The sequence below is a fragment of the Streptomyces sp. NPDC059010 genome (genome assembly GCF_042740355.1).
Lineage (GTDB): Bacteria > Actinomycetota > Actinomycetes > Streptomycetales > Streptomycetaceae > Streptomyces.
The window spans coordinates 1-26,149 of the sequence record NZ_JBHYJA010000063.1 but is presented as its reverse complement, the minus strand read 5'-3'; the positions used below and the strand labels follow the sequence as shown (position 1 = coordinate 26,149).

The window sequence follows — 26,149 nt, the reverse complement described above, 5'->3', positions numbered from 1 at the left end:
TTTGTCTCCCACAGTGCTTCAACATAGCTCACACACCCTGCCGACCAGGGCTGTTCCCCGGGCCGGGCTCAGCGGCGATAGATCGTCATCGAATGTCCGACCGTGTCGACCGGACGGCTGCTGTCGATCAGTTCGGCCAGTCGCCCGGTCGCCTTGGCCGCCGCGGAGTCCGACACGACGAGCAGCCCGCGCACCTCGCGGACGGGCACCCTGCGCGGATCGGCGCCGTGGATGCCGTAGAAGGACGGCACCCCGCTGCCCTTGTAGACGAGCCAGACCCGCTCGCCCCGGTACCGCTCGTGCAGCCGGTCGGCCAGCCGGCCGAGGTCCTGTCCCCAGTCCACGTTGGAGTCGTGCAGCCGCAGATGGGTCTTCTCCGGCCCGCCGAACGCCTCGTTGGAGTACGGCAGGTAGTAGGGATACGTGCGCAGCGAGCTGACCGCGACGAACAGCACCAGCACGCCCGCCGCGACCGGCGCCCACCGCCGGCGCAGCGCGAGCACACAACCCGCCGCCACCGCCAGGAACATCGGCACGAAGACCGCGTACCGCGTGCCGAAGTCCCGCGACCCGAGCATGGCCGCGGCCAGCAGCACGGCCGGGGGCACCAGCAGATACGGCGCCACCGGCCACAGCCGCCGTACCGCCACCAGCGCCACGACCCCCGCCGCCCACAGGGCGAGCATGCCCAGCGGCGTCTTCACCAGCAGTGCGGCCGGCAGGTAGTACCAGAGCGATCCCGTGTAGAGCCGACCGAACAGAAAGCCCTGCCACGGGTAGTCCTCGAAGTCGAACTGGACCCGCATCCCGTCCCGGTACGCCTCCGGGAACGGCAGCAGATCCACGGCGAGCCCCCGCAGCCCGTGCACATCGGGCACCGGCTGCTCCGGCGCCCAGCGCAGCCGCGGGTCGACCACCAGGTACGACGCCCATACGACGGCGATCGCGACCAGCGCCACGACACCCGCCCCGGCGGCTGCCCGCCCGAGTGCCCGGCGCCGGGACCCGGAGGGCGGTCGCGCGCTCCACACCGACAGCCCGGCGAGCGCGACCAGCACCGGGACCACCGCCAGGGTGCTCATCTTCGTCGCCAGGGCCGCCCCCAGCGCCGCCCCGGCCAGGGGCACGTACAGGAGGGGCCGGTGCCGGGCCCGCCACAGCAGCCAGGCCGACGTCAGCACGAACCCGGCCGCCGGGACGTCCAGCGTGGCGAGCGAGCCGTGCGCGATGACGTCGGGGGAGAAGGCGTACAGCCCGAGCGCCACCAACCCCCCCGACGATCCGGCCAGTTCACGGGCGAAGGCGAACACGACCAGCCCGAATCCGAGTGTCAGGGCGATCACGGGCAGCCGGGCGAACAGCATCAGGCGCCATGGGTCGTTCCCCGACTCGTACAGCAGATGGCGCCCCAACCGGCCCTGATCGCCGGTGAAGGACGCATCGACCCGAGGATCGGCGAGCGCCACTCCGACGGCGACGACCAGCTTGCCGAGCGGGGGATGCTCGGGGTTGTGGACCACGCGGTGCTCGTGGAGGTACTCGGCCGCCGTGCCCACGTACACGGGTTCGTCGATCGTCGGCGTCTGCTGGACGGCGGTCGTGACCATCGCGACGGCCATCTGCCCCAGCAGCACGACCACCAGGAGCGGCACGCACCAGCGCCTGGGAGGCCGCTGCGCGGGGCGTGCGTCGGGGACCGTCTCCGGGGCCGAGGCCGGGGCCGAGGCCGTGGTCGGGGCCGGGTGCTGTTCGAGCGCCATCATCCGCTCCGCGGTGCCGTCGGCCCCACGGTCGCGGAAGCTGATCCAGAGCCGACCCATGAGGGCTACTCTGCATCAGCTCCCGCCCGGGGCGCCGCTACCGCTTGAGGAGTCGTACCGACAGACCTTCCGTCGTGTAGACGGGTACGGCCCGCAGCGTGTCGGAGTTCAGCTCCACCTCGTCGAACTGGCCGCGCAGCCGCCGCGCCTCGATGACCGGGACCGTGGTCCCCGCGACCGGCGGGCGCTCGGCGTCCAGCCGCAGCGACAGCACGGTGCCCCGGCCCAGCACCACCCGGCCGGACACTTCGAGCGCCGGACCGTGGTTCTTGCGCACCAGCAGCTCCAGGCGCGACTCGCCCTCCTGGACGTAGGCGCCGCGCACCCGCAGCACCTTGTCCGCGCGCAGCGTGCCGCCCACGACCCGGACATCGCCCTGACCGAGAGCGTTCGCGGACCCGGCGGCCAGCACGCCGCCCTCGACCACCGTGCCGCCGCGGTAGCGGTTGTGGCCGGTCAGCGTGAGCGTGCCGGTGCCGCGCTTGGTCAGAGCGCCCTCTCCGCGGATGTCGTTGCGCCAGGTGTCGGCCGCGCCGAAGCCCCCGGCCGCCGCGTCGAGCGTGACACTCACGTCGGAGTCGAAGGCGCCGTACCCGTCCGCCGCGGCGAACAGGTTCAGCCGGCCCCACTGCTCGAAGCCGTCCAGCAGCACGTACCCGGCGGGCAGCGCGGTCGTCCGCAGCACCTCGCGGCGCTGGGCGGCGGTCAGGTAGGGCTGGCGCGTCTCCAGCAGCACCTCCGCGCCCTTGGGCACGGTCAGCGGCTCGTCGCGGCCCTGCCGGGTCAGCACATAGGTCAGCTTGGGCGCGACCGTACGGGCGTTGGCGTCCCGGTCGGCGTACGGGTCGGTGGCGGTGCCGGCCGCGTGGGCGTACGCGAAGAGCGTGTCGGACGTCGAGCCCGTCCGCTGTGTGAAGTACGCCAGCGCCTGGGCGCGAGCCGCGGCCTTGAGGTCCGCGTTGGCCGGGTCGGCGAGGGCGGCGGCGGCCAGGGCGGTGGCCATGACGCGGCCGCCGAGGACGTCGACCGTGGAGTGCATGCCCGCCACGATGCGGGTGTGGCTGAGCTCGAAGGCCCGGGTCACCAGCTCCTGGAAACGCTCGGGCACGGCGTAGGCGTACGCCAGGGCCGCCAGATGCAGGGCGTTGGTGTGCCCGCTGGGGAAGCCGCCGTCCTCGGCCGCGTTCTCGCCGCGCTGGCGCAGCAGCTGCGGGGCGACGACGACCTGCGACTCGTAGACCGGGAAGCCGAACGCGTCCTTCTGTCCCGTGTCGACGACCTCGCTGTCCTCGTTCATCCGCCACGGACGCGGGTACTGGAAGGCGAACTTGGCAGGGTTGCCGGAGGCGAAGGGACCACGCACGGTGTCGACCAGCTTCGCCACCTTGCCGAGCTCCGAGTCGTACGACCCCGCGCCGATAGCGGAACCGGCCGGGGCGTCGGCGGGCAGGGCGTCGCTGATCTTCCCGGCGGGGGTGCCGTCCGGCGCGCCGGTGATCGAAGTGACCGCCTTGGCACCCGACTTGTACAGCTCGGCCAGCGGACCGAGCCCGGCGATCACCGAGTAGCTCTGGTGCTGGCGGTCGATGATGAACGATTCCTTCGCCTGGGCGTCCGTGCGCGCGGCGGTGATGCGGGCGCAGTAGCGCATGTTGGCGCGCAGCACCTCGGGCATCAGCGGTATGCCGGTGTTCCAGGCACCGCCGGTCTTCCACACCCTCGCGAAGCCGCCGAGGACGCGGATGACCGCATTGGTCTCGGGCGTCTGGTTCGCGACGACGTTGGTCTTGTAGTCGTCCACGAACGCGGCGGCGTTCACGGCGGCCTTGGCGTCCGCGGCGGGAAGCCAGCCGGCGAACGCGGGGACGGCCACCAGGGCCGCGCCGCTGCCGACGGAGGTCAGGAGAAAGCGCCTTCTGTTCAGGGACGAGGTGGCGTGGCGCCCGGCGGTTGACGGCATGAGTGCCTCTCTTGAGCTCTACGGCCGTACGGCCGGGAGGAGATCGAAACGATCGACTCGACTCCCGGGTGCGCACGAGACGCGTGAGACGCGTGAGACGTAATGAAAGCGCTTGGGGCCGAGTCGTACGAGCGAAGATCTACGGGCGGGTCGTGTCGGACTCGGGATGGCCCGGCGTCCGGCAGGTGTCACACAAGTGAACGGGCGAGGGTCACCGCACCCTCGACCGGCGGGAGTTGCAACGGCCGCGGCCGCGCCCCGGGCACGCTCTCGGCGAGAGCGGCGGCGAACGCGTCGTACAGGACGGGCTGGGCGAGCACGGTGCTGCCGGCGACCACGACGTCGTCCACCGCGACCCCGCGCGCGGCGAGCCGGGTGACGAGCGCGGCCAGCGAACGCCCGCCCTCGGCGATCACCGTACGGGCGAGCTCCGAACCGGCCTCGGCGGCCTCGAACACGACCGGGGCATGGCGGCCCCACTCGGCGGACACGTCCTTGGCGCCTTCCAGCGCCGCGCCGAGCGCGGGCACTTCGGCGACACCGAAGGAGTCGAGGAGCCCGCGAGCCAGTGGGTCGGGTTCCTCCCCGCGGTCGTGCGCCGCCCACACGGCCCGCGCGGACTCGCGCACGAGGCCCGCGGAGCCGCCCTCGTCGCCGAGGACCGCGCCCCAGCCGCCGACCTGGACCGGTGTGCCGTCGGCCAGCCGCCCCACCGCGACGGAACCGGTGCCGGCGACCAGGCCGACCCCCTTGTCCAACCCGGCGGCGGGGACGAGCAGTTCGGCGTCGCCCACCACCGACGCGGGCGCGTCGAAGTGGAGTTGGAGCGCGGTGCGGATCTGCGTGCACTGGCGAGGTGTCTCGCAGGCGTGCCCGCCCACGGCGAGCGCGGACGGCCGCGCACCCGTCGGCAGGGCGCCGGCGACCAGTGAGGCCAGCCAGCCCGCGGCGGCCACCGGGTCGTGCGGCCGCCAGCCGCTGCTCGTGCGGATGTGATCGGCGACCAGGGCGTCCCCCGCATGCGCGCGGAGATGCGTCTTGGTGCCGCCCACGTCGATGCCGACCACCAGAGGGCCAGACAAAGGGGTGACCTGCACGGATCCTCTTTCGTCGATGCGCTGAGTGCTGCGACGGCGGGCGAACCGTGCCGGAGGGCAAGACAGTTGAAGAGCTGGGGAAGCCCCGGGACGGGCCTCTGGACGGACCACGGCAGGCGAGTACCGTGACGTTCGTTAGGAAGTTAACTAACGAAGTACAGTGCGTGTCAATAGGCGTCCCGCAGTCGGCTACCCGGGCCTTTCGCCCGGGTCGGCGACGCGTGCCGCCAAGGCAACCCATCGCCGCCTTCCGTCGAGCCGACCGGTCCGGGAGAGCGGCCTGTCACCTGGGGGAACTGTGGAACACGACGTGGTAAGAGCCCCCCGTCTGACCGAGAGCGCGAGCCATGTGTTCGCCGTGCTGGCCCAGGCCGGCACCGCGACCCGGCCGCAGCTCGCCAGCCTTGCGCGGCTGTCCAAACCGACGGTCTCCGCCGCCGTCGCCGAACTGGAGGGCGTCCGTCTGGCCGCCCACTCCGGCACCGCGTCCAGCGGCACGGGCCGCAACGCGGCCGTATATCGCCTCGGCCCGGCCGCCGGTGCCGTGCTCGCCGTCGACCTCGGCCCCGCGCTCACCCGGGTCCGCGGGTGCGCCCTGGACGGCACCCTGCTCGCCGAGGCCACCGGACCCCGGGCCGAGGCGGCCGACGTGGTGCGCGACGCGCTGAGCGCGCTGCCCGCCGACGCCCCGCTGCGCACCATCGTCGTGGCCGTCGGTGACGTCACCGCCCGGGCCGAGGAGGGCTCCGGCATGCGCCCGGCGACCGCCAAGGCCGGGCCCGTCTTCGACGCGGTGGCCGTCGCGCTGCCGCCCGGAGTCCCCGTCCATCTGGAGAACAACGTCAACTGCGCCGCGCTCGCGGAACTGCACGAGGGCGCGGCACGCGGCCGTCACACCTTCGGCTATCTGCGGATCGGCGTCGGTATCGGTCTCGGCATCGTCGTGGGAGGACAGGTGCTGGCCGGGGCGAACGGAGCCGCCGGAGAGCTCGCCCGGCTGCCCTACCCCTGGGACGACGACGTGGAGCCCCGCCACGAGGCCCTGGAGGAGTACATCGGTGCCCGCTCCCTGCTGCGCCGGGCCGCCGAGGCATGGCCGGATGCCGACGGCGCCGGCCCCCGTACGGCCGAGCAGCTCTTCGCGCTCGCCGGGCAGGGCAGTGCCCCGGCCTGTGCCGTCGTTTCCCGGCACGCCGTGGACGTGGGCCGGCTGGCCGCCGCCGTGACCGCCGTACTGGACCCGGGGCTGCTCGTGCTGGGCGGCAGTACCGGCGCGTTTCCGCAGCTCCTGCCCGGTGTGCGGGCCGAGCTGGAGCGGCTGAGCTGGCCCACCGAGGTGGTCAGCAGCCAGGTCGGTGAGCTCGGCACCGTGGTCGGCGCGGCCCGCCTGGCGGTCGCCAGAGGAGTCCAAAACGTGACCGAGGCGGCGCGAATGAAGGATTGACGGTTTCGGACTCGGTCTGCCAATGTCCGGACAAGCGCTTTCTAAGTCGGCCGGGACGCCGGCTTGGGGCGAACATCCCGCCCGTACTCGACGTACGGGGCCGCACGAGGGCGTGCCCGTGCGGTGACGGCCAGGAGGCCGGGGATCTCGCCCCGCGTGGATGACGCGGCCGGGCGAGGCCGTGCCCCCGGAAAGTGATTTTTCCTGCAAAATGCACCCGTGCCGCCTTGGTCGGCGCCGTGCTCCGTCCCCAACCACGAAGGATCGAAGATGACCACTGTGGGTGTGCGGCGCTCCCGCCGACTCGGCCGCGGCGCCATAGGCCGCCTGGTTCCCCTCGCTGCCGTGGCCACGGCAGGTGCCCTGCTCCTCTCCGCCTGCGGGTCGGGATCCGACTCCGGCGGTACCTCCAAGTCGCTGACGTTCTGGATCTCCACGGTGCCGGGCCAGGACGCGGGCTGGAAGAAGATGGTGGCGCAGTACGAGAAGGAAACCGGCGTCAAGGTCAAGCTCGTCAACATCCCCTACGACGGCTACACGACGAAGCTGCACAACGCCGCGCAGGCGAACTCCCTGCCCGACGTGGCGACCGTGCCGGCGCTGGACCCGATCTGGTCGAACAAGCTGATCGACCTCAGCGACATCGCCAACAACAAGACCAACAAGATCAACGCCAACTTCGTCGCCAAGGACTCGTCCGGGAAGGTGCTGTCCATCCCCTCGGACGTCACCGCGTCCGGCATGTTCATCAACAAGTCGCTCTTCGAGAAGGCCGGAGTCTCCTTCCCGACCTCGCCCTCGAAGACCTGGACCTGGAAGGAATTCATCGCGGCGGCGAACAAGGTCCGCGAGAAGACCGGCGCCAAGTACTCCCTGACCTTCGACCAGTCGCCGTCCCGGCTGCGCGCCATGGTGTACGAGATGGGCGGGAAGTACGTCCACGCGGACGACTCCGGCAAGTTCTCGGTGGACGCGGCGACCAAGAAGGCCGTGAACACCTTCGTCGGATGGAACGACGACAAGACCATGCCGAAGTCGGTGTGGACCAGCGGCGCCGACCCGTCGGCCATGTTCCAGAGCGGTGACGTGGTCGCCTACTGGTCCGGCGTGTGGCAGGTTCCCGCCTTCGCGGAGAGCATCAAGAAGTTCGACTGGGCGAGCGTCCCGACTCCCGCCCAGCCGGTGCAGGCCAGCGACGTCAACAGCGGCGGCATGACGGTGGGCTTCAACAACAACGCCGACGCGGCCACCGCAGCGCAGAAGTTCCTGTCCTGGCTGTACGAGCCGGCCCACTACCAGGCGCTGTGCGAGGCGTCCGGGTTCCTGCCGGTCGAGACCGGTCTGACCCCGAAGTACCCCTTCAAGTCCGAGGCGGCGCAGGCGGCGTTCAAGCTGTACAACGAGTCGATCCCGCTCTACGACCCGATCTCCGGCTACTTCAACAGCGCGCAGACGAACTGGGTGCTGAAGGGCAAGAGCCTCACCGAGGACCCGACCAAGACGGAGCTCGGCAAGGCGATCAACGGCCAGCAGTCGGCCGACAAGGCCCTGGAGAACATCGTGGCCGGCTACAACCAGCAGGTCGGCGGCGCATCGTAGGCCACAGGGCCGGGCGGCGGGATGCGACGCCGCCGCCCGGCCCTGGACTCCCACGTGATGCCGGGCTCATGGCGTGAGCCCACCGCGACCCAATCCACCAGCACGGAGTCAGGAAGATGAAAAAACGCGCCTCGGACGTGACCGCGAGCCCGCCCAGGAGACGCAGTAAGTACACGCTTGCGCCGCTCGTCCTCATCGCGGCCAATGTCGTGCTCTTCGCGCTGTTCTTCCTCTGGCCGGCGGTGATCGGGCTCGTCTACTCCTTCACGAACTACACGGGCGTAGGGGCGTTCCAGTTCGTCGGACTGGACAACTACAGCAACCTGTTCGGGGACTCCACCTTCTTCGACGCGCTGTCCCGGACGCTGCTGTACACCGTGCTCTTCGTTCCGCTGAACTTCGTGTTCTCGCTGCTCATCGCCAACGTGCTGGTGAGCAAGCACGCCAAGGGCGTGTCGGTCGCCCGTGTCTTCTTCTTCATCCCCTGGCTGCTGTCGCCCATCGTCGTGGGTGTCCTGTGGCGGTGGCTGTTCGGTGAGAACTTCGGACTGGTCAACTACCTCATCGAGAAGCTCGGCGGAAGTGCCGTTCCGTGGCAGTCGAACGCCGACCTGTCGCTGATCGTGGTCGTGGTGGCGGCATCCTGGGCCTGGACGGGCTTCTCCATGCTGCTGTTCATCGCGGCGATCAAGAACGTACCGACGTCGTACTACGAGGCGGCCGCGCTCGACGGCGCCGGTCCGTGGCGCCAGTTCATCAGCATCACACTGCCGAGCATCGCGCCCACCTCCTTCATCGTCATCCTGCTCAACACGATCCACGCGATGAAGGAATATCCGCTGTTCGCCTCCCTCAACAACGGCGGACCCGGCACGTCGAACAACCTGCTTGTCCAGTACATCTACCAGACCGGGTTCAAGACGGGCCAGATCGGCTATGCGAGCGCCGCGTCGTTCGTGCTCATGCTCATCCTGATGGTCGTCGCGATCATCCAGATGATGGTCAACCGGCGGGTGGAGAACCGATGACAACCACAGACATGCCGCGCAAGGTCGGCGCCGAGCCCGGACGGGCTGTCCGTAAGAAGCGGCCCAGCGGCGCGGCCGGTGGTGGGCTTCGGCGCGCGGTACCCGCGACGACACTCCTGTGGGTCCTGGCGGCCCTCTACGCGGTGCCGGTGCTGTGGTTCGTCCTCAGCTCCTTCAAACCGGCGGGAGACCTGTTCTCCCTTCCGCTGACTCTGTTCCCGCACAACCCCACCGTGTCGGGTTACAAGGCGGCGTGGGACAGCGCCAACTTCTCCCAGTACTTCATCAACACGACCATCGTGTGTGTGATCGCGACGATCCTCACGGTGGGAGTCAGCTGCTGCACCGGGTACGCGCTGGCCAAGTACGACAACAAATGGCTCAAGGTCTTCTTCGTCGGCATTCTGGCCACCACGATGCTGCCGTCCGAGGTCATGCTCGCCCCGCAGTTCCTGGTGGTCCGCGACCTCGGCCTCTACAACTCCCTCGCCGGCATCATCCTCCCGGCCGTGCTCACCGCGACCGGGTGCTTCATGTTCCGCCAGTTCTTCCTGACGGTCCCCGACGAGCTCATCGAGGCCGCCCGTATCGACGGGGCGCGTGAGCTGTCGATCTTCCTGAGGATCATGGTGCCGGTCTCCCGGCCCATCATGCTGACGCTCGCCATCCTGTCGTTCCAGTGGCGGTGGAACGACTACATCTGGCCGCTGCTGATGCTCAACGACCCCGAGAAGTTCACCGTGCAGATCGGCATCCAGAGCCTCGTCGGCGCACAGAACATCAACTGGTCGGTGCTGCTCGGCGGATCGGTCATCTCCATGATTCCGCTGATCATCGTCTTCCTGGTGTTCCAGCGCTACGTCATGAACGCCGACATCAACGCCGGACTGAAGGACTGACCTTGCCCACCCCGCCGGACCACGAGTTCGTCCGCGCGGCGGCGCGTGCCGCCGACCGGCCGGCCGTCCCGCTGACGGCCGACCCCGACGAGGAACCCACCGGTGTGCCGCACCGTGGTCTGGCGCGGCGGGTGAAGACCCTGGTCGCGGCCTACCGTTCCGCGGACTCGGCACTGCACGGCAGCGGGCGGGCCGTCGCCGCCGCGACCACCCACCTGCGTGCCCTGCGGGCTGTGCAGACAGCCTCCGGCCTCTTCGCCGGCGGCGACAACGTGCAGTCACCGCCGGACTCCGCGTTCACCGTCAACGACGTGTGCGACGCGCACGTCCTCGCCGCCGGCGCGGGGCCGGAACTGCGCGACGTCACGGCCGCGCTCGCCGAGATCGCCGACGCCGCCACCGGCAGTCTGCTGACCGGTGGGGTGCACACCCCGAACCACCGCTGGGAGCTGTGCGCGGCGCTGGCCCGGCTGCACCGGTCGTTCCCGGACGACCGGCTCCTCGACCGCGTCGAGGAGTGGCTCGCCGAGGGCGTCGACATCGACGCGGAGGGCCTGTACTCGGAACGCAGTGCCGTCTACGCGTCCATCGTGACCAACCCGTCGCTGCTGTTGCTGGCCGAGGTGCTCGGGCGTACCGACCTGCTGGACGCCGTCGAACGCAACCTCGCCACGACCCTGGACCTGATCAGGCCGGACGGCACGGTGGAGACCGTCCACTCGCGCCGCCAGGACCAGAAGCTCTCGTTCGCGCTGTGGCCCTACCTGCCGCACTACCGGCTGCTCGCGATCCGCACCGGCCGGGGCGACTTCGCCCGTGCGGCACGGCTGGCGGCCGCCGACGGCATCGACGACCCCGACCTGCTCGCCCAGACCCTTCTCACCCCGGATCTGTGCCGCGCCCTGCCGGCCCCGGACGCGGAGAAGCTCCCGCGCGACCGGTACCTCCCCACCGCACGCCTCGCCGCACACGCCTCGGCCACCGCGCACACCGTGGTGTACGGCGGCTCCGACGTGCCCGAGCACCGGCGCATCCGCTCGGGCCTCGCCTGCAACCCCACCTTCCTGCGCCTGTTCGCCGGTGCCGCCGTCCTCGACGCGGTCCGTCTCTCGCGGGTGTTCTTCGACCTGGGCCCGTTCCGCGCCGCCGACATGGAACAGCTCGCCGACCACCGGTACCGGCTCACCCAAACCCTCACCACCGCCTACTACCAGCCGCTCCCGAAGGACCAAAGGCGCGACGACGGCGCCTACCGTCTGGTGGACGAGGGCCGCTTCTCCGCCGCGATGTCCTTCCCGGACCGGCCCCAGGACGAGGTCTCCCACACGACCCGCGTCGAGGTGGACCTGCGGGACGACGGCGCCGACCTACGTATCGACATCAGCGGACCATCGGTGCCCTGGGCCCTCGAACTCACCTTCCGGCCGGGCGGCGAGCCGCAGGGCGCCGTACCGCTCGGCGACGGAAGCTGGTGCCTGACGACCGAGCCGTTGACCTACCGCGTCGGCGACGACGAGATCCGGGTCGAGGCCGCCGTCGAGACGGGCGAACCGCTCGCCGGACCGGACCGCACCGACGTGCTGCGCTACGACCCGGGGCAGGACTACACCGTGGTCGGCGGCACCGACGCGACGGCCGGGAACCGCGTCTACCTCGGTGGGCACGGACCGCAGACACTGACTCTCACACTGCGCGCCACATCTCGGGCATGAAGGGCTGATCTCCTTGTACCTCCCACGCCAGCTCGGGCCGCTGCACGACCTGCCGGACACTGCGCATGCGTACGACGACGTCCTCGCCGACGTCGTCGAGCAGGCCCTCGCCCGCCTCACGCCCGAGGGCAACCTCGAACACCCCGACTGCGTCGACGACATCGGAGACACCTCCCTCGGCATCACCTCCCTGCTCGCCCTCGCCTGGCAGCGGAGCAAGGACCCGAGGCTGCCGGAGGCGGTCGGCCGCAGCCTCGCCTTCCATCTGCGCGAGCGGGTGTACACCGACGACAACCCGGGTTACCCGAACCTGAAGGTGCGCGACTCCGGTCTGCCGTACGCCCGTTACACCCTGGCGGCGGGCGCGCACCCGATCGGCGACTGGCCGAGCACGGTGTGGGCGCTGCTCCAGGCGGTCGACGTGCTGGACCTGACGGACGGTCTTGTCGAGGACGGGCAGCGCGCCGAACTCGTCGCGGTGGCGCACGGCTACTGGCGCTGGCTGACCGAGGCGACCTTCTTCAATCCGCAGGAGGCCGGCAACCAGGCCATCGGCTGCGTGGTCGGCGGGCTCATGCTGGCCCGCCATCTCCCGCCGGGCCAGGGCGCGGCGGTGCGTGCCCGGGCGATCGCCCTGTACGCCGACAAGATCCGCGCCCACCGGGTCGCCGACCGGGGCGCCCTGCTGCCTCCCGAGCACGGCGGCGCCTACGACAACAACTACGGCCCGATCTCCCTGTCCTTCCTCGCCCAGGCCCACCTGGTCAGTGGCGAGGAGATCTTCGCCGAGGACGGCGACGCCCTCGCCCGCTACATCGACGCCCGGCTGACGGGCGGCGGCTTCGACAACGGCGGACCGCGCTACAGCGAGCAGCACTCCGGCTTCGAGTCGGTGCTCGGCCTGCGCTACTTCAGCGCCCGGATCGGCTCCGACCTGGGCCGCTACCGGGGCGACACCCGGTGGGGCCGACACGCGGTCAAGGCCGACGGCGGGGTCGACGGTCACTTCGCCTGGATGCTGGTCTGGCAGATCCAGGACACCACGCGCTGGCACCGCAGCCCCTCGCCCGCTCCCGTCCGCCACCAACTCCGGGCGGGCACGGTCTCGGTGGCCTTCGACAGCCATATGACGCCGTCGCTGGTGGAGGCCGCGGGCACCTACTACCTCCCGGCCGCGGTGAACCGGCAGCACGGCTTCGGCCCGGTGACGGACGGCTTCCTGTACTGCCGCCCCATGGGCGAGGTCCGGGTCCGGGACCTCGGCGCCGACGGCCTCACGGCGAAGCTGGTCACCAAGCCGGTCGTCGGCCGCGACCACGTCCTGCGCCATGTGCGCTCCCTGTACGTCACCGACGGCACGCGCCTGTGGGTGACGGTCGCGGTGGAACGGCTCCCCGGCACGCCGTACCTGCTGGCCGGCCTGCCGTACGCCGCCGACGACGGCGACCGGGTGCGCAGGGTCTCGCAGGGCCAGGTCACGTCCGCCGGTGAACTGCGCCTCACTCACCCGGAGTCGGAGGGCGTGGACCACTTCGACGCCCGCGCGGAGAGGACCCAGGAAGAGGCGGCCTTCGCCCTGGCGGCCGACCCCCGCGGCTACGGCAACCCCGACGAGGGCTGGCGTCACCTGGTCAGCTCGACGGCCCTGGAGGCCGGACCGGCCCCCGGCGCCCCGCAGGACCTGCACGTCTTCGCCGTCCGCTACGGACCGGCGGGCCCGTTCGCGCCCACGTTCAGGCACGACGGCACGGGACTGACGGTCCGCACCGAGGCCTTCACCGCCGTGATCGGCGAGGCGTCGGGCGACGCGCACGGGGAGCCGGAGCTCGCGCTGACGGCGCCCTAGGGGCGGGGGGGACTCACCGCGGCGGGCCGAGCAGCCCGCACTTGCGCCGGTCAGGTTCCCGCACGGGCGGTCGGCGGCTCCTGCGCGGCGGGCAGGGCGGTGCCCGGCACCACCAGGTCGGCTCGGTCCCGGGTCGCGGCGACCAGCTTCGCGTTGCGCTGGTCCGAGCGCATCACCCAGGCCACCGCCTCATCGTGCGACTTGCCGAACCGCTCGTGCCGGGCGATCAGCCGCCGCAGCCGCTCCGGCTCGTCGAGCTCGCAGAACCACACCTCGTCCAGCTGCGGCCGCACCCGCGCCCACGCACCCGTGTCGAGCAGCAGATAGTTGCCCTCGGTCACGACCAGCCGGGCCGTCGGCTCCACGGCGAGTGCGCCCGCGATCGGCTGCTCAAGGACCCGCTCGAAGCCGGGCGCGTAGACGGTGTCACCGCCGGCCTCGTGCAGGCGCCGCAGCAGCGCCGCGTACCCCGCCGCGTCGAACGTGTCCGGCGCGCCCTTGCGGTCCCGGCGGCCGAGCCGGTCCAGTTGGACGTCGGCGAGGTGGAAGCCGTCCATGGGCACCTGCGCGACCCAGGGATCCCCGGCCCCGTTCAGCTCCCGCACCAGGTGCTCGGCGAGCGTCGTCTTGCCCGCACCGGGACTGCCGACGATGCCGAGCACGGCACGGCGGCCGTCGCGGGGGAGGGAGCGGGCGCGGGCGAGGAGGTCGTCGAAGCTCGGGGTCACACAGCAGAGTCTGTCACCCGGTCGGCGCCGATCCCCCCCCCGCCGGTGAAGGTCCCCGGGTCAGGCGCCTGGCCGAACTCCGCACCGCACACCCCTCCCTTGCGGGTTACTTTGTCCGTGCTTTTTGCGTCTTATGTGCTTTATGGGGCATCTATTCCTTCTGAGTACTGGTCACAGGGGTAAGGGGTGGACGATGGCCCACGGCACGAAGCCCATGTTCGTGAGTGCCGAGCGGTACGGCACGGCGACCGTGTCCGACGGGGCCTGGCGGTCACGCGGTACCGGCTCGCTCATGGCGGTGGCGGGCGCCTTCACCCTCGCCCAACTCCTCCTCGTCCCGCCCTCGATGGGCCTGGGCTGGGACGAGGTGGTCTACGTCAGCCAGGTCGCCGGCGAGGCGCCGGCCGCCTTCTTCAGCGCACCACGCGCGCGTGGCGTGCCCCTGCTGGTGTGGCCCGTCGCCTCCTGGTCGTCGTCCACGACACTGCTGCGTGTCTACCTCGCCGTCCTGTCCGGACTCGGCCTGTATCTGGCCCTGCGAGCCTGGCGCGGACTGTTCCCGGCCCGCGTCCTGGCCGGTGCGGGCACCCTGTTCACCACCCTGTGGGTGACCCTCTTCTACGGCCCGCAGGCCATGCCCAACCTCTGGGTCGCCTACGGCGCCCTGTTCTGCGTCGGCTGCTCCCTGCGCGCCCACGCGGACCGCTTCGACGCACGGGCCCTGTGCGGCGTCCTGGCCGGTGCCGCGGTCATGGCGTGGATGCGGCCCACCGACGCCGTATGGGTCACCCTGCCCCTGCTCGCCCTGGCGGTGGCGGTACGGCACCGGCGGCTCGGCGGCGCCCTGGTGGCGGGCCTCGTCGCCGGGGGCGCCGAGTGGGTGATCGAGGCGTTCGTCAGCTACGGCGGACTGCGGGAGCGGCTCAACCAGGCCTCCCGCATCCAGGGCGACCTGGGCTGGAACCTCGCCGTCGACGACCAGCTGCGCAGCCTGGTCGGCACCACCCTGTGCCGGCCCTGTGACGGCGAGATGCCCGACCCGGCCGTGTACGCCTGGTGGTTCGTCCTGCCCCTGCTCGCCGCCTACGCCCTGGCCGTCGCCGTCTGGTCCGGGCGCACCACCCGCACCCTGGTCCCGCTGGCCTGCGCCGCGACGGCCGCCTTCCCCTACCTGTTCCTCATCGGATACGCCGCGCCCCGCTTCCTGCTGCCCGCCTACGCGCTTCTCGCCGTCCCGGTCGCCGACGCGCTGCTCCATGCGGCCACCAAGCCGAACGGCCGGTGGCGCCCGGCGGTCGCCGCCGTCCTCGCGGTCGGGCTGATCGGACATCTGGCCGTGCAGTACACCGTCCTGGACCGCACCGTGGACCGCACCACCGCCAAGCGCCGGGCCTGGACCCGCTCCGCCGCCGAGCTCCACCGCCTCGGTGTACGCCCGCCCTGTCTGCTCACCGGTCACGAGGCCATCCCCGTCGCGCACTACACCGGCTGCGCGTCCGGAGCGACCCACGGCCACAACGCCAACACCACGAGAGCCGAGATCCTGCGGACCGCCCGCAGCATCCCGGTGGGCGCCCTCAGCGCGCCCGGCCGCAAACCGCCCCGGTACGCCGACGGCTGGGAAGTGCACCGCCTCGACCGGCTGGAGGTCCGCATCGCCCCGACGCCGGGCGCGGGCGGACCGGCATGACACCGGATCAGGTACTCGCCGAGCCCCGGCGCGGACGGGCCTACTGGCACACGGCTCTCACGCTCGCCGTGCTGGTGGCCGTGGCCTGCCTGGCCCGCCGGCACTGGCCGGTGCTCGAAACGGGCGCCGTCCGGCTCGCCGTCGCCGACCAGGGCTGGCTGCTGGTGGCCGCCGCGGCCACCCTGGCTACCTGGCCGTGCGCGGCGCTCGCCCAGCAGGGCGCGGTGCCCCACCGGCTGCCGCGGGGGCGGCTCGTGGCGGCGCAGTTCGCCTCCTCCGCCGCCAACCAGATGCTGCCCGCCGGCCTGGGCGCGGGCGCGGTGAACCTGCGCTTCCTGATGCGCTGCGGCTTATCTCTCTCCGGCGCGGCCACCGCGCTCGCGGTCAAGGGCACGGCCGGTGCGGTCATGCGCGGCGCCCTGATCGCCGTACTCGTCACGGCCTGCCCCGGAGTGCTGCACCTCCCGTACGTCGGCGCGGGACACCTGCTCGCGGGGTGCGCCTTCACCGCCTGCGCGGTCGCTGTGCTGGCGGGCCCGCTGTGGGGCCGGTGCCGCCCGGCCCTCGCCCCGGTGCGGACGCACATCGCGGCCGTGCACGGGCGACCGGCGCGGGCGACGGCCCTGTGGGGCGGCTCGCTGGCCTTCGTGACGCTGCACTGCGGCGTACTCGTCGCCGTCACCCGCGCGGTCGCCCTGCCGCTCGCACCCGCCCGCGTCGCGCTGCTCTACCTCGCCGCCAGCACCGCGGCCGCCCTGCTGCCCACCCCCGGTGGTCTCGGCTCCCTCGACGCGGCCCTCGCCTTCGCGCTCACCGCCGTGGGCGCCCCGGGCGCGGCGGCCGCCTCCGCCGTGCTCGGCTACCGGCTGCTGACGGTGTGGCTGCCGCTCCTGCCCGGCCTGCTGGTCCTCGCCGTGCTCGTCCGGCGCCGGGCCCTGTGAGCGCCGAAGGCGTTTCCCGGGCGGCCTGTTCAGGTAGGACTCCGGTTGTCGGCCGGACGCGGGAGCCGGACGGAGAAGGGGGATCGCCATGGCGGGCAGTGAGCACGAGGGGCGGCTGGGGGAGGAGTTCTTCACTCCGGGCACCTCGTCCTTCACCGAGTTCCTGACGGCACACCGGCCCGCCCTGCTGCCCATGCGCCGCCCCTTCCCCGACGGCGTCCGCGCCGCCGCCGACCGCTTCCCGCACGGCACCACGGTGCTGGCCCTCACCTACCGCGACGGCGTGCTGATCGCCGGCGACCGCAGGGCCACCATGGGCAACCTCATCGCCCAGCGCGACCTGGAGAAGGTCCACCCCGCCGACGACCACACCGCCGTCGCCTTCGCCGGCACCGTCGGACTCGCGGTGGACATGGTGAAGCTGTACCAGGTCGAGCTGAAGCACTTCGAGAAGATCGAGGGCATCCCGATGACCCTCAAGGCGAAGGCGAGCCGTCTCGCCGGCATGATCCGCCAGAACCTCGGCCAGGCCATGCAAGGCCTCGCCGTCGTACCGCTCCTCGTCGGCTACGACGTCAGGGCACCCGAGGGCGCACGGGGACGCATCTTCGACTTCGAGGTCACCGGCGGGCCGTACGAGAAGTACGACTTCCACTCCGAGGGCTCCGGATCGCCCTATGCCCGAGGCGCGCTGAAGAAGCTGTTCCGCCCGGGGATGTCCCGGCGCGAGGCGGTCCTGGCCGCGCTGCACGCCCTGTACGACGCGGCCGACGACGACTCGGCGACCGGCGGGCCGGACATCAACCGGCGGATCTTTCCCAGCGTCGCGGTGGTCACGGAGGAGGGCTTCGAGCGACTGGCCGACTCGGAGACGGAGGAGCTGACGCGAGAGGTGGTCGCACAGCGCCTCAGCCGCCCGGACGGCCCGAACGCCGCGCCCTGACAGGGAGTTCCCCACCCTTCGGCTTCGGCGGCTTCTGCCTCCGCGCTTTTCCCTCGCCATGACCGGAGCTTTGGCTTCCATGGCGAAGAACTGCCATGGGCTTTACTGCACATGGTTTGCAAGTACCGGAGGATGGCCGCAGGCTGTACAGCGCAGTCGCCCTCCACGAGAAAGACCCTCCCTCCCCGATGACGGCTGCCCCTGACTCCACTCCGACCCTCCCCGCCACGGCCCCCGCGCAGCGCACGGCCTGGCACCGCGTCCGCGGCTCCATGACGCGGCAGGAGTGGAGCAGGGTCGGCGGCATGGCCGCGTTCGTGCTGGCGCTGCATGTCATCGGCTGGTTCACCCTCGTCTTCGTGGTGGCGCCCGAGCACTACGGCATCGGACAGCAGACGTTCGGCATCGGCATCGGTGTCACCGCGTACGCGCTCGGCATGCGGCACGCCTTCGACGCCGACCACATCGCGGCCATCGACAACACGACCCGCAAACTGATGGGGGAGGGGCGGCGGCCGCTGTCGGTCGGGTTCTGGTTCTCGCTCGGCCACTCCCGCGTCGTCTTCGCCCTGGCGCTGCTGCTCTCGCTCGGCGTGCAGACCCTCGCAGGTCCGGTCCGTGACGACGACTCCCGCCTCCACGACATCACCGGCCTGATCGGTACGACGGTCTCCGGGGCCTTCCTCTATCTGATCGCGGCGATCAACCTGGTCGCCCTCGCGGGCATCTGGAAGGTGTTCCGCCGGATGCGCACCGGCGGCTACGACGAGGCGGCCCTCGAAGAGCACCTCGACAACCGCGGCTTCATGAACCGCCTCCTCGGCCGCGCGACGAGGTCGATCACCAAGCCGTGGCACATGTACCCGCTCGGCCTGCTCTTCGGCCTCGGCTTCGACACCGCGACCGAGGTCGCCCTGCTGGTCCTGGCCGGCTCGGGCGCCGCCTCCGGGCTGCCCTGGTACGCGATCCTGTGCCTGCCCGTCCTCTTCGCCGCCGGTATGTCACTGCTGGACACCATCGACGGCACGTTCATGAACTTCGCCTACGGCTGGGCGTTCTCCGAGCCCGTCCGCAAGGTCTACTACAACCTCACCGTCACCGGCCTCTCCGTCGCCGTCGCCCTGCTCATCGGCACCGTCGAACTCCTCGCCCTCCTCGCCGACCGCCTCGCCCTGCACGGCCCCTTCTGGGACTGGATCACCGGTCTCGACCTCAACACCGCCGGCTTCGTCGTCGTGGGCGTCTTCATCGTGACCTGGGCCGTGGCCCTGCTGGTGTGGCGGCTCGGCCGGATCGAGGACAAGTGGGCGGACGGTCGGGGCGCCGAACCGTCATGAGGCAAGTACGCCTTGACAATTCCAAAGTGTCAAGGCGTACTTGCCTCATGGCGATTCCCGATCTGGACGACCTCATCGCGGAAGTGGACCGCACCTGCGTGACCGCGCACCGCCCCGGCGGCGGGCAGGAACAGCCGGACTGGCTGGCCCTGTTGACGACCGCGGCCGGTCTGGCGGGCCAACTGCAGGCCCTGGCGGACGACTTGGTCGAGGACTACGTCGAGCACTGCCGGATGCACGGCGTTTCGTGGACCGACATCGGGGCCGCCCTGGGGGTGACCCGGCAGGCGGTGCAGCAGCGCTTCCACGCACCGCACAAGCGCTACGGGCCGGAGACGATGTCCGAGGACCTGCGCCGGGCGATGACCCAGGTGAAGGAGGCCGCCGTGTCCCACCGCAACAACTACATCGGCACCGAACACCTCCTGTGGGGGCTGACGGCGGAGGCGAACAGCGCCACCCGGCTCCTGGAAGCCGCCGGAGTCTCCCCCGACACGGTCCACCGCACCGTGGCCGGCCGACTCAGCAGGGGAGCTTCCCAGGCCGCCGAGCGCATCGCCTGGACTCCCTACTCCCGCAAGGCGATCGCCCTCGCGGAGGTCCGCTCCGAGCAGCAGGGGTCCGCGCACATCGACTGCGCCGACCTGCTGATCGGCCTCGCCGGTGTGGGCCGCGGCGTCGCGGCGACGGTGCTGGCGGAGGCCGGGTTCGCCCCGCCGGCCGCCGAAGGCCTGAGCCCGGCCGCCGAAGGCCTGAGCCCGGCCGTCGAGGGTCTGAGTCCGGCCGCCGGCGCCTGAGCCGGTCACCGACGCAGCCCCACCTCCCCGCGCCATCTGACGAACTGCTTCTCCGGATCGCCGGTGTACGTCCACGGAGCGCGCGTGGCGCGGCGTCCCAGCATCCGGAACAGGGACGCGGCGACATCGTGGACCCCTGCCTGACACGCCGCGTGGGCCAGGTAGTTGAAGTCGCGCAGCTCGCCGGGGGCCACGGCGTCGGTGGTGCGGTTCATGATCCAGCGCTCCCAGGTCCGGCCTACGTCGCTGACGGCGCCGTCATGACTCCAGTGCTGGCCGAGCCCCATGGAGGCGTGCTGTCCCTTGGCCGCGTCGAGGGCGTAGCGGTACTCCTCGACGCGGGCGTACTGCACGAGCACCGGCAGCGGGCAGCCGGGCGGAGCGACCCCGGCGGCGTCACGGGCGAAGTCGTACATCAGGCCGTGGGTGCCGTGCCAGCGCGAGGAGTAGTAGTGCAGGACCTGGAGATGCCCCTCCACGCTGTACGGGTCGCGCTGGTGCAACTCGTCCCACCAGCGGCCCAGTTCCTGCCGCCGTACGCCCGACTGATACAGCCGTGCGACGGAGATCAGCGAGACCCACGGCGTCGGGTCGTCCGGGTAGGAGTCCGCGGCCTTCAGACAGGACAGCACCGCGGTGTCGATGCGCTGCTGTTCGATCGGCACGCCCCGGCCCGCGGCGATGGCCGTATTGAACGCCCGGGCCGTCTCCGTGGCCGCCCGCAGCACCAGCGCGTCGCCGCTGTGCGGTTCGGCGGCCAGCCAGGACTCCACCGTCGAACTGCCCGCACAGACCTGCGCGAGCAACCGGACCCGGTGGCCCCGCACCGTCCAGTCCGGACCGGTGGCCCGCAGCAGCTCCCGCAGCCCCTGCCAGCGGCCGATGACGATGTCCTGGCGGGCACGGGTCAGCGGTGCGTCCCCGCAGTCGGGATCGAAGTCGGGAGCGAAGCGGTCTCTCGCCATCGCGGTCTCCCTCAGAAGTCGGTGGGAAGACCCTCGTGGACAAGGGAGTTCGGGCCGCCGGCGCCGTCGGGAACGTAGTCCGCCTGGACGGTCCGGGAGGCATCCAGTTTGTCCGGCCGGTAGTAGTCACTGCCCTGCCGCCAGTACCAGAACATCGGGATCAGCCCCGCCGCAAGGCCGCCGATGCCGATCGCGATCGCGGACGTACTCAGCTCGCTCAGCGACTCGACGAAGATCCAGAACATGAACAGGGCCCCGAACAGCGGCCACAGCCCGCCGAGCACGAAGTTGCCCACCGACTTCAGCAGCATCCGGCGGTAGGCGACGACCACCGCGAGGCCCGTCAGCCCGTAGTAGACGGCGATCTGCAGCCCGATCGCCGAGATGGCGTCGGAGAGGATGTCGCCCACCGAGCCCAGGGCGTTGGAGGCGATGAACATCGCCAGCGCCACCACGCCGACCACCGCGATCGCCACCCACGGTGTGTTCCACCGGCGGTGCACCTTGCCCAGCGCGGACGGCATCGTACGGTCCCGGCCCATCGCGAACAGCGAGCGCGTGACCTGGATGAGCGTGGTCTCCAGGGTGGCGATGGTGGACAGCATGACCGCCACGATCAGCAGCTTGCCGCCCCAGCCCGGCCAGATCTCCTCACCGAGCACGGCCAGCACGTTGGCCTCGTTCTGCTGGATCTGCGTCGAGGAGAGGATGACGCTCACCGCGATCGTGAACACCTCGAAGAGGAGGAACACGATGCCCACCCCGATGAGGCCCGCGAGACCCGTCGTACGACGGCTGTTGCGGGTCTCCTCACTGAGATTGCTGGTGACGTCCCAGCCCCAGTAGTAGAACGCGGCGATCAGTGCCCCCGAGGCGAACCCCGTCACCCCGTCGAAGTGCCCGAAGCCGAGCCAGGACCAGTCGAAGGCGCGGGCACTGCCCGAGTGGAAGAGGGCGAGTACGGCGAACAGCGCCAGTATGGCCAGCTCGACACCGGACATCACCAGCTGCGCCCGCACGGTCAGCCGAGCCCCGCCCAGCACCACGAACAGCATGACCAGGAACCAGCCGGCGCCGACCAGCGTCGACAGCGCGGTGTTGTCCGCGAGGTCCTGGTCGAAGAGGGCGAGCGTCATCGATCCGGCGGGCAGGGAACCCGCCACCATGAAGATCGTCGCCGAGATCACCAGCGCCCAGCCGCTGACGAACCCCAGGAAAGGGTGCAGCGTACGCCCCACCCACGAGTAACTGGCGCCCGCGTTCACGTCGATGCGGCTGAGATAGCTGAAGGCCAGGGCGATGCCCAGCATGGGTATCGCGCAGTACAGCAGCGCGGCCGGACTGGCCAGCCCCACCGCCGAGACGAGGACCGCCGTGGTAGCGGCCAGCGAGTACGCCGGGGCGCTGCCCGCGACCGCCATCACCACCGTGTCGAATGTGCCGAGGACATTGGCCTGCAGCCCTCTGCCCCTGTTGTTGCTCATGGATGCGCTGCTTTCGTCGTGCACGACGCGAGGCGAACCTGGCCCCGACGGCGTATGGGGGGTGGGGTGGTACTACGCGGGTGGGTACTTCGTGGGTGGTACTACGCGGGTGGTACTACGCCACGGACCGGAGAGGGATGACCTCGGGGCAGGGGCGGCCGAAAGGGGTGGCGGACACTGTACGCCGTTGCGTCGCCGCGCCGTCACGCCGCGTGCGCGAGTGATGATAGCCACATTCTTGAGGCTTCAAGAGCCCCCGTGACCACAGGGTTGACCACGGGGGTGGGCAGGAGGAGGGATGGGCGGGGCTCAGTCCCCGATCCGGTCGATCTGGCGCAGCCTGTTCGTGGCGTCCAGAGCCGCGACCTTGTACGACTCGGCGAGCGTCGGGTAGTTGAACACCGCGTCGACCAGATAGTCGACCGTGCCGCCGCACCCCATCACCGACTGCCCGATGTGGATGAGCTCCGTCGCCCCCGTACCGAAGCAGTGCACCCCGAGCAGCGTGCGGTCCTCGGGGGAGACCAGCAGCTTCAGCATGCCGTGCGAGTCGCCGATGATCTGCCCGCGCGCCAGCTCGCGGTAGCGGGAGATGCCGACCTCGAACGGCACCCGGTCCTCGGTGAGCTGGTCCTCGGTCCGGCCCACGAAGCTGATCTCCGGGATGGTGTAGACCCCGATCGGCTGGAGGTTGTGCATCCGGCCCACGGGCTCCCCGCAGGCGTGGTACGCCGCCGACCGGCCCTGTTCCATCGATGTCGCGGCCAGCGCCGGGAAGCCGATGACATCGCCGACGGCGTAGATGTGCGGCACGTCGGTGCGGTAGTGCTCGTCGACCGTGATCCGGCCGCGCGGGTCCGCGGTCAGCCCGGCCTTGTCCAGGTCGAGTTCGTCGGTGAGCCCCTGCCGGCCCGCCGAGTACATCACCGCGTCGGCGGGTATCTTCTTGCCGCTCTCCAGGATGGTCAGCGTCCCGCGGGGATGCCGCTCGACCGCGGCGACCGTCTCCCCGAAGCGGAACGTCACCGCGAGGTCCCGCAGGTGGTACTTCAGCGACTCGATCACCTCGACGTCGCACATGTCGAGCATCCCGGCCCGCTTCTCCACCACGGTGATCTTGCTGCCGAGCGCGGCGAACATGCTGGCGTACTCCATGCCGATCACCCCGGCACCCACGATGACCATGGAACGCGGCACCCGCTCCAGCGCCAGGACGTTGTCCGAGTCCATGATCGTCCGCCCGTCGAACTCCACACTGCCCGGCCGCGCGGGCCGGGTGCCGGTGGCGATGACGATGTGCTCCGAGGTCAGCAGCCGTTCATGGCCGGTGACCTCGCGCAGCGCGATGGTGTGCGGATCCACGAAGCGGCCGGTCCCGGCGTACAGGGCGACATGGTTGCGGGACAGCTGGTTGCGGATGACGTCCACCTCCCGGCCGACCACGTGCTGGGTGCGCGCGGTGAGGTCGGCGACGGTGATGTCGTCCTTGAGCCGGTAGCTCTGGCCGTACAGATCGCGCTGGGTGAGACCGGTCAGGTACAGCACCGCCTCGCGCAGGGTCTTGGAGGGAATGGTCCCGGTGTGGATGGAGACGCCGCCCACCATGTCGGGGCGGTCGACGACGGCGACCCGGCGGCCCAGCTTGGCCGCGGCGATGGCGGCCTTCTGGCCACCCGGACCGGATCCGATGACGAGCATGTCGAAGTCGGGCACCCTCCGGAGTCTGACAGCCGGAAGACCTCTTACGAAAGGGTGAGCGGGAAACCATCGGCGGCGGGTGAAGTGCCGCGGGCGGAGCGGAGGTTGTGCCGCCTCCTGGCCGCCTCCCGGCCACGGCCGCGGCGCCCGTGCCCGGTCCGGGCCGTTCCGGCGGAGTGGTGTGATCGGTTGCGGCGGAGTGGCGTGATCCTGCGAGCGTGGCTCAAACACGCCGTCATGGGTCGATAATGCGGCTATGGGGCACCGACTCGCCGACACGAGCGCACCGGCCCGGCTGGCCGCCCCCGAGGAGGGCATCGGCCGGGACGAACTGGCGCTCGCGACCCGCAACCACGGCCTGCCGCTCGAAGCCCTCCGCCACGACCTCACCCCGCCCGGCCTGCACTACGTCCTGACCCACTACGACATCCCGTACGTCCCCGACGACACCCCCTGGCAGCTGACCCTCGGCGGCCGCGTCCGCCGCCCGCTGCGGCTGGACCTGGCCGACCTGCGGACGTTCCCGCAGGTCACCACCCGGGTCACACTGGAGTGCGCGGGCAACGGCCGGGCCCTGCTGACACCCCGGCCGGTGAGCCAGCCCTGGCTCGTCGAGGCGGTCGGCACCGCCGAGTGGACGGGCGTACCGCTGCGCCTGCTGCTGACGGAGGCCGGAGTCGAGCCCGGCGCGGTCGACGTGGTCTTCACCGGCGCCGACCACGGCGTGGAGCGCGGCGTCGAGCAGGACTACCAGCGCGCGCTGCCCCTGGACGTGGCCACGGGCAGCGATCCCGAGGTACTGGTGGCGTACGCGATGAACGGCGCCCCGCTGCCCCCGCAGCACGGCCGTCCGCTGCGGCTGGTCGTGCCCGGCTGGTACGGCATGGCGCAGGTGAAGTGGCTGCGGGAGGTGACCGTCGCGGATGTGCCGTTCACGGGATTCCAGCAGACCGTGGCCTACCGGCTGCGCCGCAACCCCGAGGACGAGGGCGACCCGGTCACCCGTATCGCACCCCGCGCCCTGCTCGTCCCACCTGGCTTCCCGGACTTCATGTCCCGGGCCCGTGTCGTCCGGCCCGGCACGGTGACCCTGGAGGGACGTGCCTGGTCAGGGCATGCGCCGGTGACGCGCGTCGAGGTCAGCACGGACGCGGGGCGCACCTGGCGGGAGGCCGGGCTGGAGCCGGACACCGGCCACCGGTGGGCATGGCGCCGCTGGGGGCACAGCTGGACGGCGACCCCGGGCGAACATGTGCTGAGCGCCCGGGCCGCCGACGCCGAGGGCCACACCCAGCCACTGGTGCAGCCCTGGAACCGCGGGGGCTTCGCCAACAATCTCGTACAGCGGGTGCCGGTGCTGTGCCTGGACACAGACGATGGCGGGGATGCGGACCGGGACGGGGCTGGGGCCGGGGGCGACCCCGGGTAAGGCCGCAGGCGCCATGAGGAATGGGCCAGTCACCGCACCCGGCCGCCCCGGGTGCCGACCCGCACCCGAGGCGACCTGTGCGAATCATGGCCGGGGTGGTTGGGGAACCAGCCTGTCTAGGGAAGCAGCCTGTCGAGCGCGGAGGGACCCTCTGCCTCCAGCTTGCGCTTGGCCCATTCCAGGTTGCGTGGGGTGATGTCCTTGCCCGAGGCAAGCACTATGTCCTCGGGCGACACTTCGGTGCCGGTGCGGGCGTGGAGCAGGTCGTCCGGGGTGACGCGATCCTCGGACGGCCCCGACGTTTCGGGCTGGGATGTCGGCATCATCTCGCTCCTCGGATCCGGATCAGTTCTTCGGGCCCGGTGCGGTCATCGGGTCTGTTATCACCATTCAACGCCGGAGCGGACCCTGCATCCGGAGGCGCCAAAACCCTGCTGGGCACCTGCCGGCCGTTCCCAGCCTGATGCTCTCAGGATGACACTCCGTAGCAGGAGACGATCGCGGCGGCGCGGTTGCGCAGGGAGGTGCGCAACCACTGCGGGGCCAGGACTTCCGCGTTCGTGGCGAGCTGCCAGAGCGCCCATTCAGCGTGGCGTGAATCCTGGAAAGCCACCTCCAACCGCAGCCGGGGGGGGGGGGGGGGTTTGTTGTGGCGGCGGCGGCCCCCGGGGGCCCCCCCCGCGGACCCCCCCCCCCCGGGCCCCCCGCCCACCCCCGGGACCGCGGGGGCCC

Annotated in this window: 20 protein-coding genes and 1 pseudogene; 12 read left to right on the top strand and 9 right to left on the bottom strand. The window is 71.4% G+C overall.

Annotation, left to right across the window (positions count from 1 at the left end; genetic code table 11):
- Window positions 1-68 precede the first annotated feature (68 nt).
- The 3 genes from ACFWYS_RS42165 to ACFWYS_RS42155 form a co-directional block, all read right to left on the bottom strand.
- Window positions 69-1,619, bottom strand: a complete 1,551-nt coding sequence (locus tag ACFWYS_RS42165; protein WP_384781560.1) for an ArnT family glycosyltransferase — start codon at window positions 1,617-1,619, stop codon at window positions 69-71.
- Between the two features lie 238 nt (window positions 1,620-1,857).
- Window positions 1,858-3,780 carry a phosphatase PAP2 family protein gene (locus ACFWYS_RS42160; RefSeq protein WP_384781511.1) on the bottom strand — a complete coding sequence of 641 codons (1,923 nt, stop codon included), beginning with the start codon at window positions 3,778-3,780 and terminating at the stop codon, window positions 1,858-1,860.
- 188 nt (window positions 3,781-3,968) lie between these two features.
- Window positions 3,969-4,862 carry an N-acetylglucosamine kinase gene (locus tag ACFWYS_RS42155; RefSeq protein WP_384781509.1) on the bottom strand — a complete coding sequence of 298 codons (894 nt, stop codon included), beginning with the start codon at window positions 4,860-4,862 and terminating at the stop codon, window positions 3,969-3,971.
- 325 nt (window positions 4,863-5,187) lie between these two features.
- On the opposite strand from ACFWYS_RS42155, the gene ACFWYS_RS42150 reads away from it, so the two are divergent.
- The 6 genes from ACFWYS_RS42150 (at window position 5,188) to ACFWYS_RS42125 (ending at window position 13,405) form a co-directional block, all read left to right on the top strand.
- Window positions 5,188-6,321: an ROK family protein gene (locus ACFWYS_RS42150; RefSeq protein WP_384781507.1), complete on the top strand. Its 1,134-nt coding sequence runs from the start codon at window positions 5,188-5,190 to the stop codon at window positions 6,319-6,321.
- A gap of 270 nt (window positions 6,322-6,591) precedes the next feature.
- Window positions 6,592-7,920 (top strand): extracellular solute-binding protein, encoded by a 1,329-nt coding sequence (locus tag ACFWYS_RS42145; protein ID WP_384781505.1) that lies wholly within the window; start codon window positions 6,592-6,594, stop codon window positions 7,918-7,920.
- 116 nt (window positions 7,921-8,036) lie between these two features.
- The gene (locus ACFWYS_RS42140; RefSeq protein ID WP_384781503.1) at window positions 8,037-8,948 is read left to right on the top strand and encodes a carbohydrate ABC transporter permease; all 912 of its coding nucleotides are present in this window, start codon (window positions 8,037-8,039) and stop codon (window positions 8,946-8,948) included.
- Window positions 8,945-9,847: a carbohydrate ABC transporter permease gene (locus ACFWYS_RS42135; RefSeq protein ID WP_384781501.1), complete on the top strand. Its 903-nt coding sequence runs from the start codon at window positions 8,945-8,947 to the stop codon at window positions 9,845-9,847. Before ACFWYS_RS42140 ends, ACFWYS_RS42135 begins: the two co-directional genes overlap by 4 nt.
- Before the next feature lie 2 nt (window positions 9,848-9,849).
- Window positions 9,850-11,559 (top strand): hypothetical protein, encoded by a 1,710-nt coding sequence (locus ACFWYS_RS42130; protein WP_384781499.1) that lies wholly within the window; start codon window positions 9,850-9,852, stop codon window positions 11,557-11,559.
- A gap of 13 nt (window positions 11,560-11,572) precedes the next feature.
- Window positions 11,573-13,405, top strand: a complete 1,833-nt coding sequence (locus ACFWYS_RS42125) for a hypothetical protein (RefSeq protein WP_384781497.1) — start codon at window positions 11,573-11,575, stop codon at window positions 13,403-13,405.
- Window positions 13,406-13,455: 50 nt separating this feature from the next.
- Here ACFWYS_RS42125 and ACFWYS_RS42120 read toward each other — a convergent pair whose 3' ends face one another.
- On the bottom strand, window positions 13,456-14,133 hold the full coding sequence (locus ACFWYS_RS42120) for a nucleoside/nucleotide kinase family protein (RefSeq protein ID WP_384781495.1): 678 nt from the start codon (window positions 14,131-14,133) through the stop codon (window positions 13,456-13,458).
- A 193-nt stretch (window positions 14,134-14,326) separates the two neighbouring features.
- On the opposite strand from ACFWYS_RS42120, the gene ACFWYS_RS42115 reads away from it, so the two are divergent.
- The 5 genes from ACFWYS_RS42115 to ACFWYS_RS42095 all read left to right on the top strand — a co-directional run bounded on the left by ACFWYS_RS42115 (window position 14,327) and on the right by ACFWYS_RS42095 (window position 19,841).
- Complete coding sequence (locus tag ACFWYS_RS42115; RefSeq protein ID WP_384781493.1) at window positions 14,327-15,823, top strand: hypothetical protein; 1,497 nt, start codon at window positions 14,327-14,329, stop codon at window positions 15,821-15,823.
- The gene (locus ACFWYS_RS42110; protein ID WP_384781491.1) at window positions 15,820-16,764 is read left to right on the top strand and encodes a YbhN family protein; all 945 of its coding nucleotides are present in this window, start codon (window positions 15,820-15,822) and stop codon (window positions 16,762-16,764) included. Before ACFWYS_RS42115 ends, ACFWYS_RS42110 begins: the two co-directional genes overlap by 4 nt.
- Window positions 16,765-16,852: 88 nt before the next feature.
- Window positions 16,853-17,707, top strand: a complete 855-nt coding sequence (prcB, locus tag ACFWYS_RS42105; RefSeq protein WP_384781489.1) for a proteasome subunit beta — start codon at window positions 16,853-16,855, stop codon at window positions 17,705-17,707.
- 188 nt (window positions 17,708-17,895) lie between these two features.
- Entirely contained in the window at window positions 17,896-19,044 is a 1,149-nt protein-coding gene (locus ACFWYS_RS42100; protein WP_384781487.1) for a HoxN/HupN/NixA family nickel/cobalt transporter, read from the top strand.
- Between the two features lie 47 nt (window positions 19,045-19,091).
- The gene (locus ACFWYS_RS42095) at window positions 19,092-19,841 is read left to right on the top strand and encodes a Clp protease N-terminal domain-containing protein (RefSeq protein ID WP_384781485.1); all 750 of its coding nucleotides are present in this window, start codon (window positions 19,092-19,094) and stop codon (window positions 19,839-19,841) included.
- Window positions 19,842-19,846: 5 nt separating this feature from the next.
- Here ACFWYS_RS42095 and ACFWYS_RS42090 read toward each other — a convergent pair whose 3' ends face one another.
- From ACFWYS_RS42090 to sthA, 3 genes are all read right to left on the bottom strand, one after another.
- Entirely contained in the window at window positions 19,847-20,806 is a 960-nt protein-coding gene (locus ACFWYS_RS42090) for a hypothetical protein (RefSeq protein WP_384781483.1), read from the bottom strand.
- 11 nt (window positions 20,807-20,817) lie between these two features.
- Entirely contained in the window at window positions 20,818-22,290 is a 1,473-nt protein-coding gene (locus ACFWYS_RS42085; protein WP_384781482.1) for an APC family permease, read from the bottom strand.
- 309 nt (window positions 22,291-22,599) lie between these two features.
- A complete protein-coding gene (gene sthA / locus ACFWYS_RS42080) occupies window positions 22,600-24,003 on the bottom strand; it encodes a Si-specific NAD(P)(+) transhydrogenase (protein ID WP_384781480.1) in 1,404 nt (467 codons plus the stop codon).
- 241 nt (window positions 24,004-24,244) lie between these two features.
- On the opposite strand from sthA, the gene ACFWYS_RS42075 reads away from it, so the two are divergent.
- Window positions 24,245-25,417, top strand: coding sequence for a sulfite oxidase (locus tag ACFWYS_RS42075; protein WP_384781478.1), 1,173 nt, complete (start codon window positions 24,245-24,247; stop codon window positions 25,415-25,417).
- A 116-nt stretch (window positions 25,418-25,533) separates the two neighbouring features.
- Here ACFWYS_RS42075 and ACFWYS_RS42070 read toward each other — a convergent pair whose 3' ends face one another.
- Window positions 25,534-25,740: a hypothetical protein gene (locus tag ACFWYS_RS42070; protein WP_384781558.1), complete on the bottom strand. Its 207-nt coding sequence runs from the start codon at window positions 25,738-25,740 to the stop codon at window positions 25,534-25,536.
- Window positions 25,741-25,886: 146 nt separating this feature from the next.
- A pseudogene (locus ACFWYS_RS42065) lies at window positions 25,887-26,045 on the bottom strand (WYL domain-containing protein); the annotation flags it as partial.
- Between the last annotated feature and the right edge of the window lie 104 nt (window positions 26,046-26,149).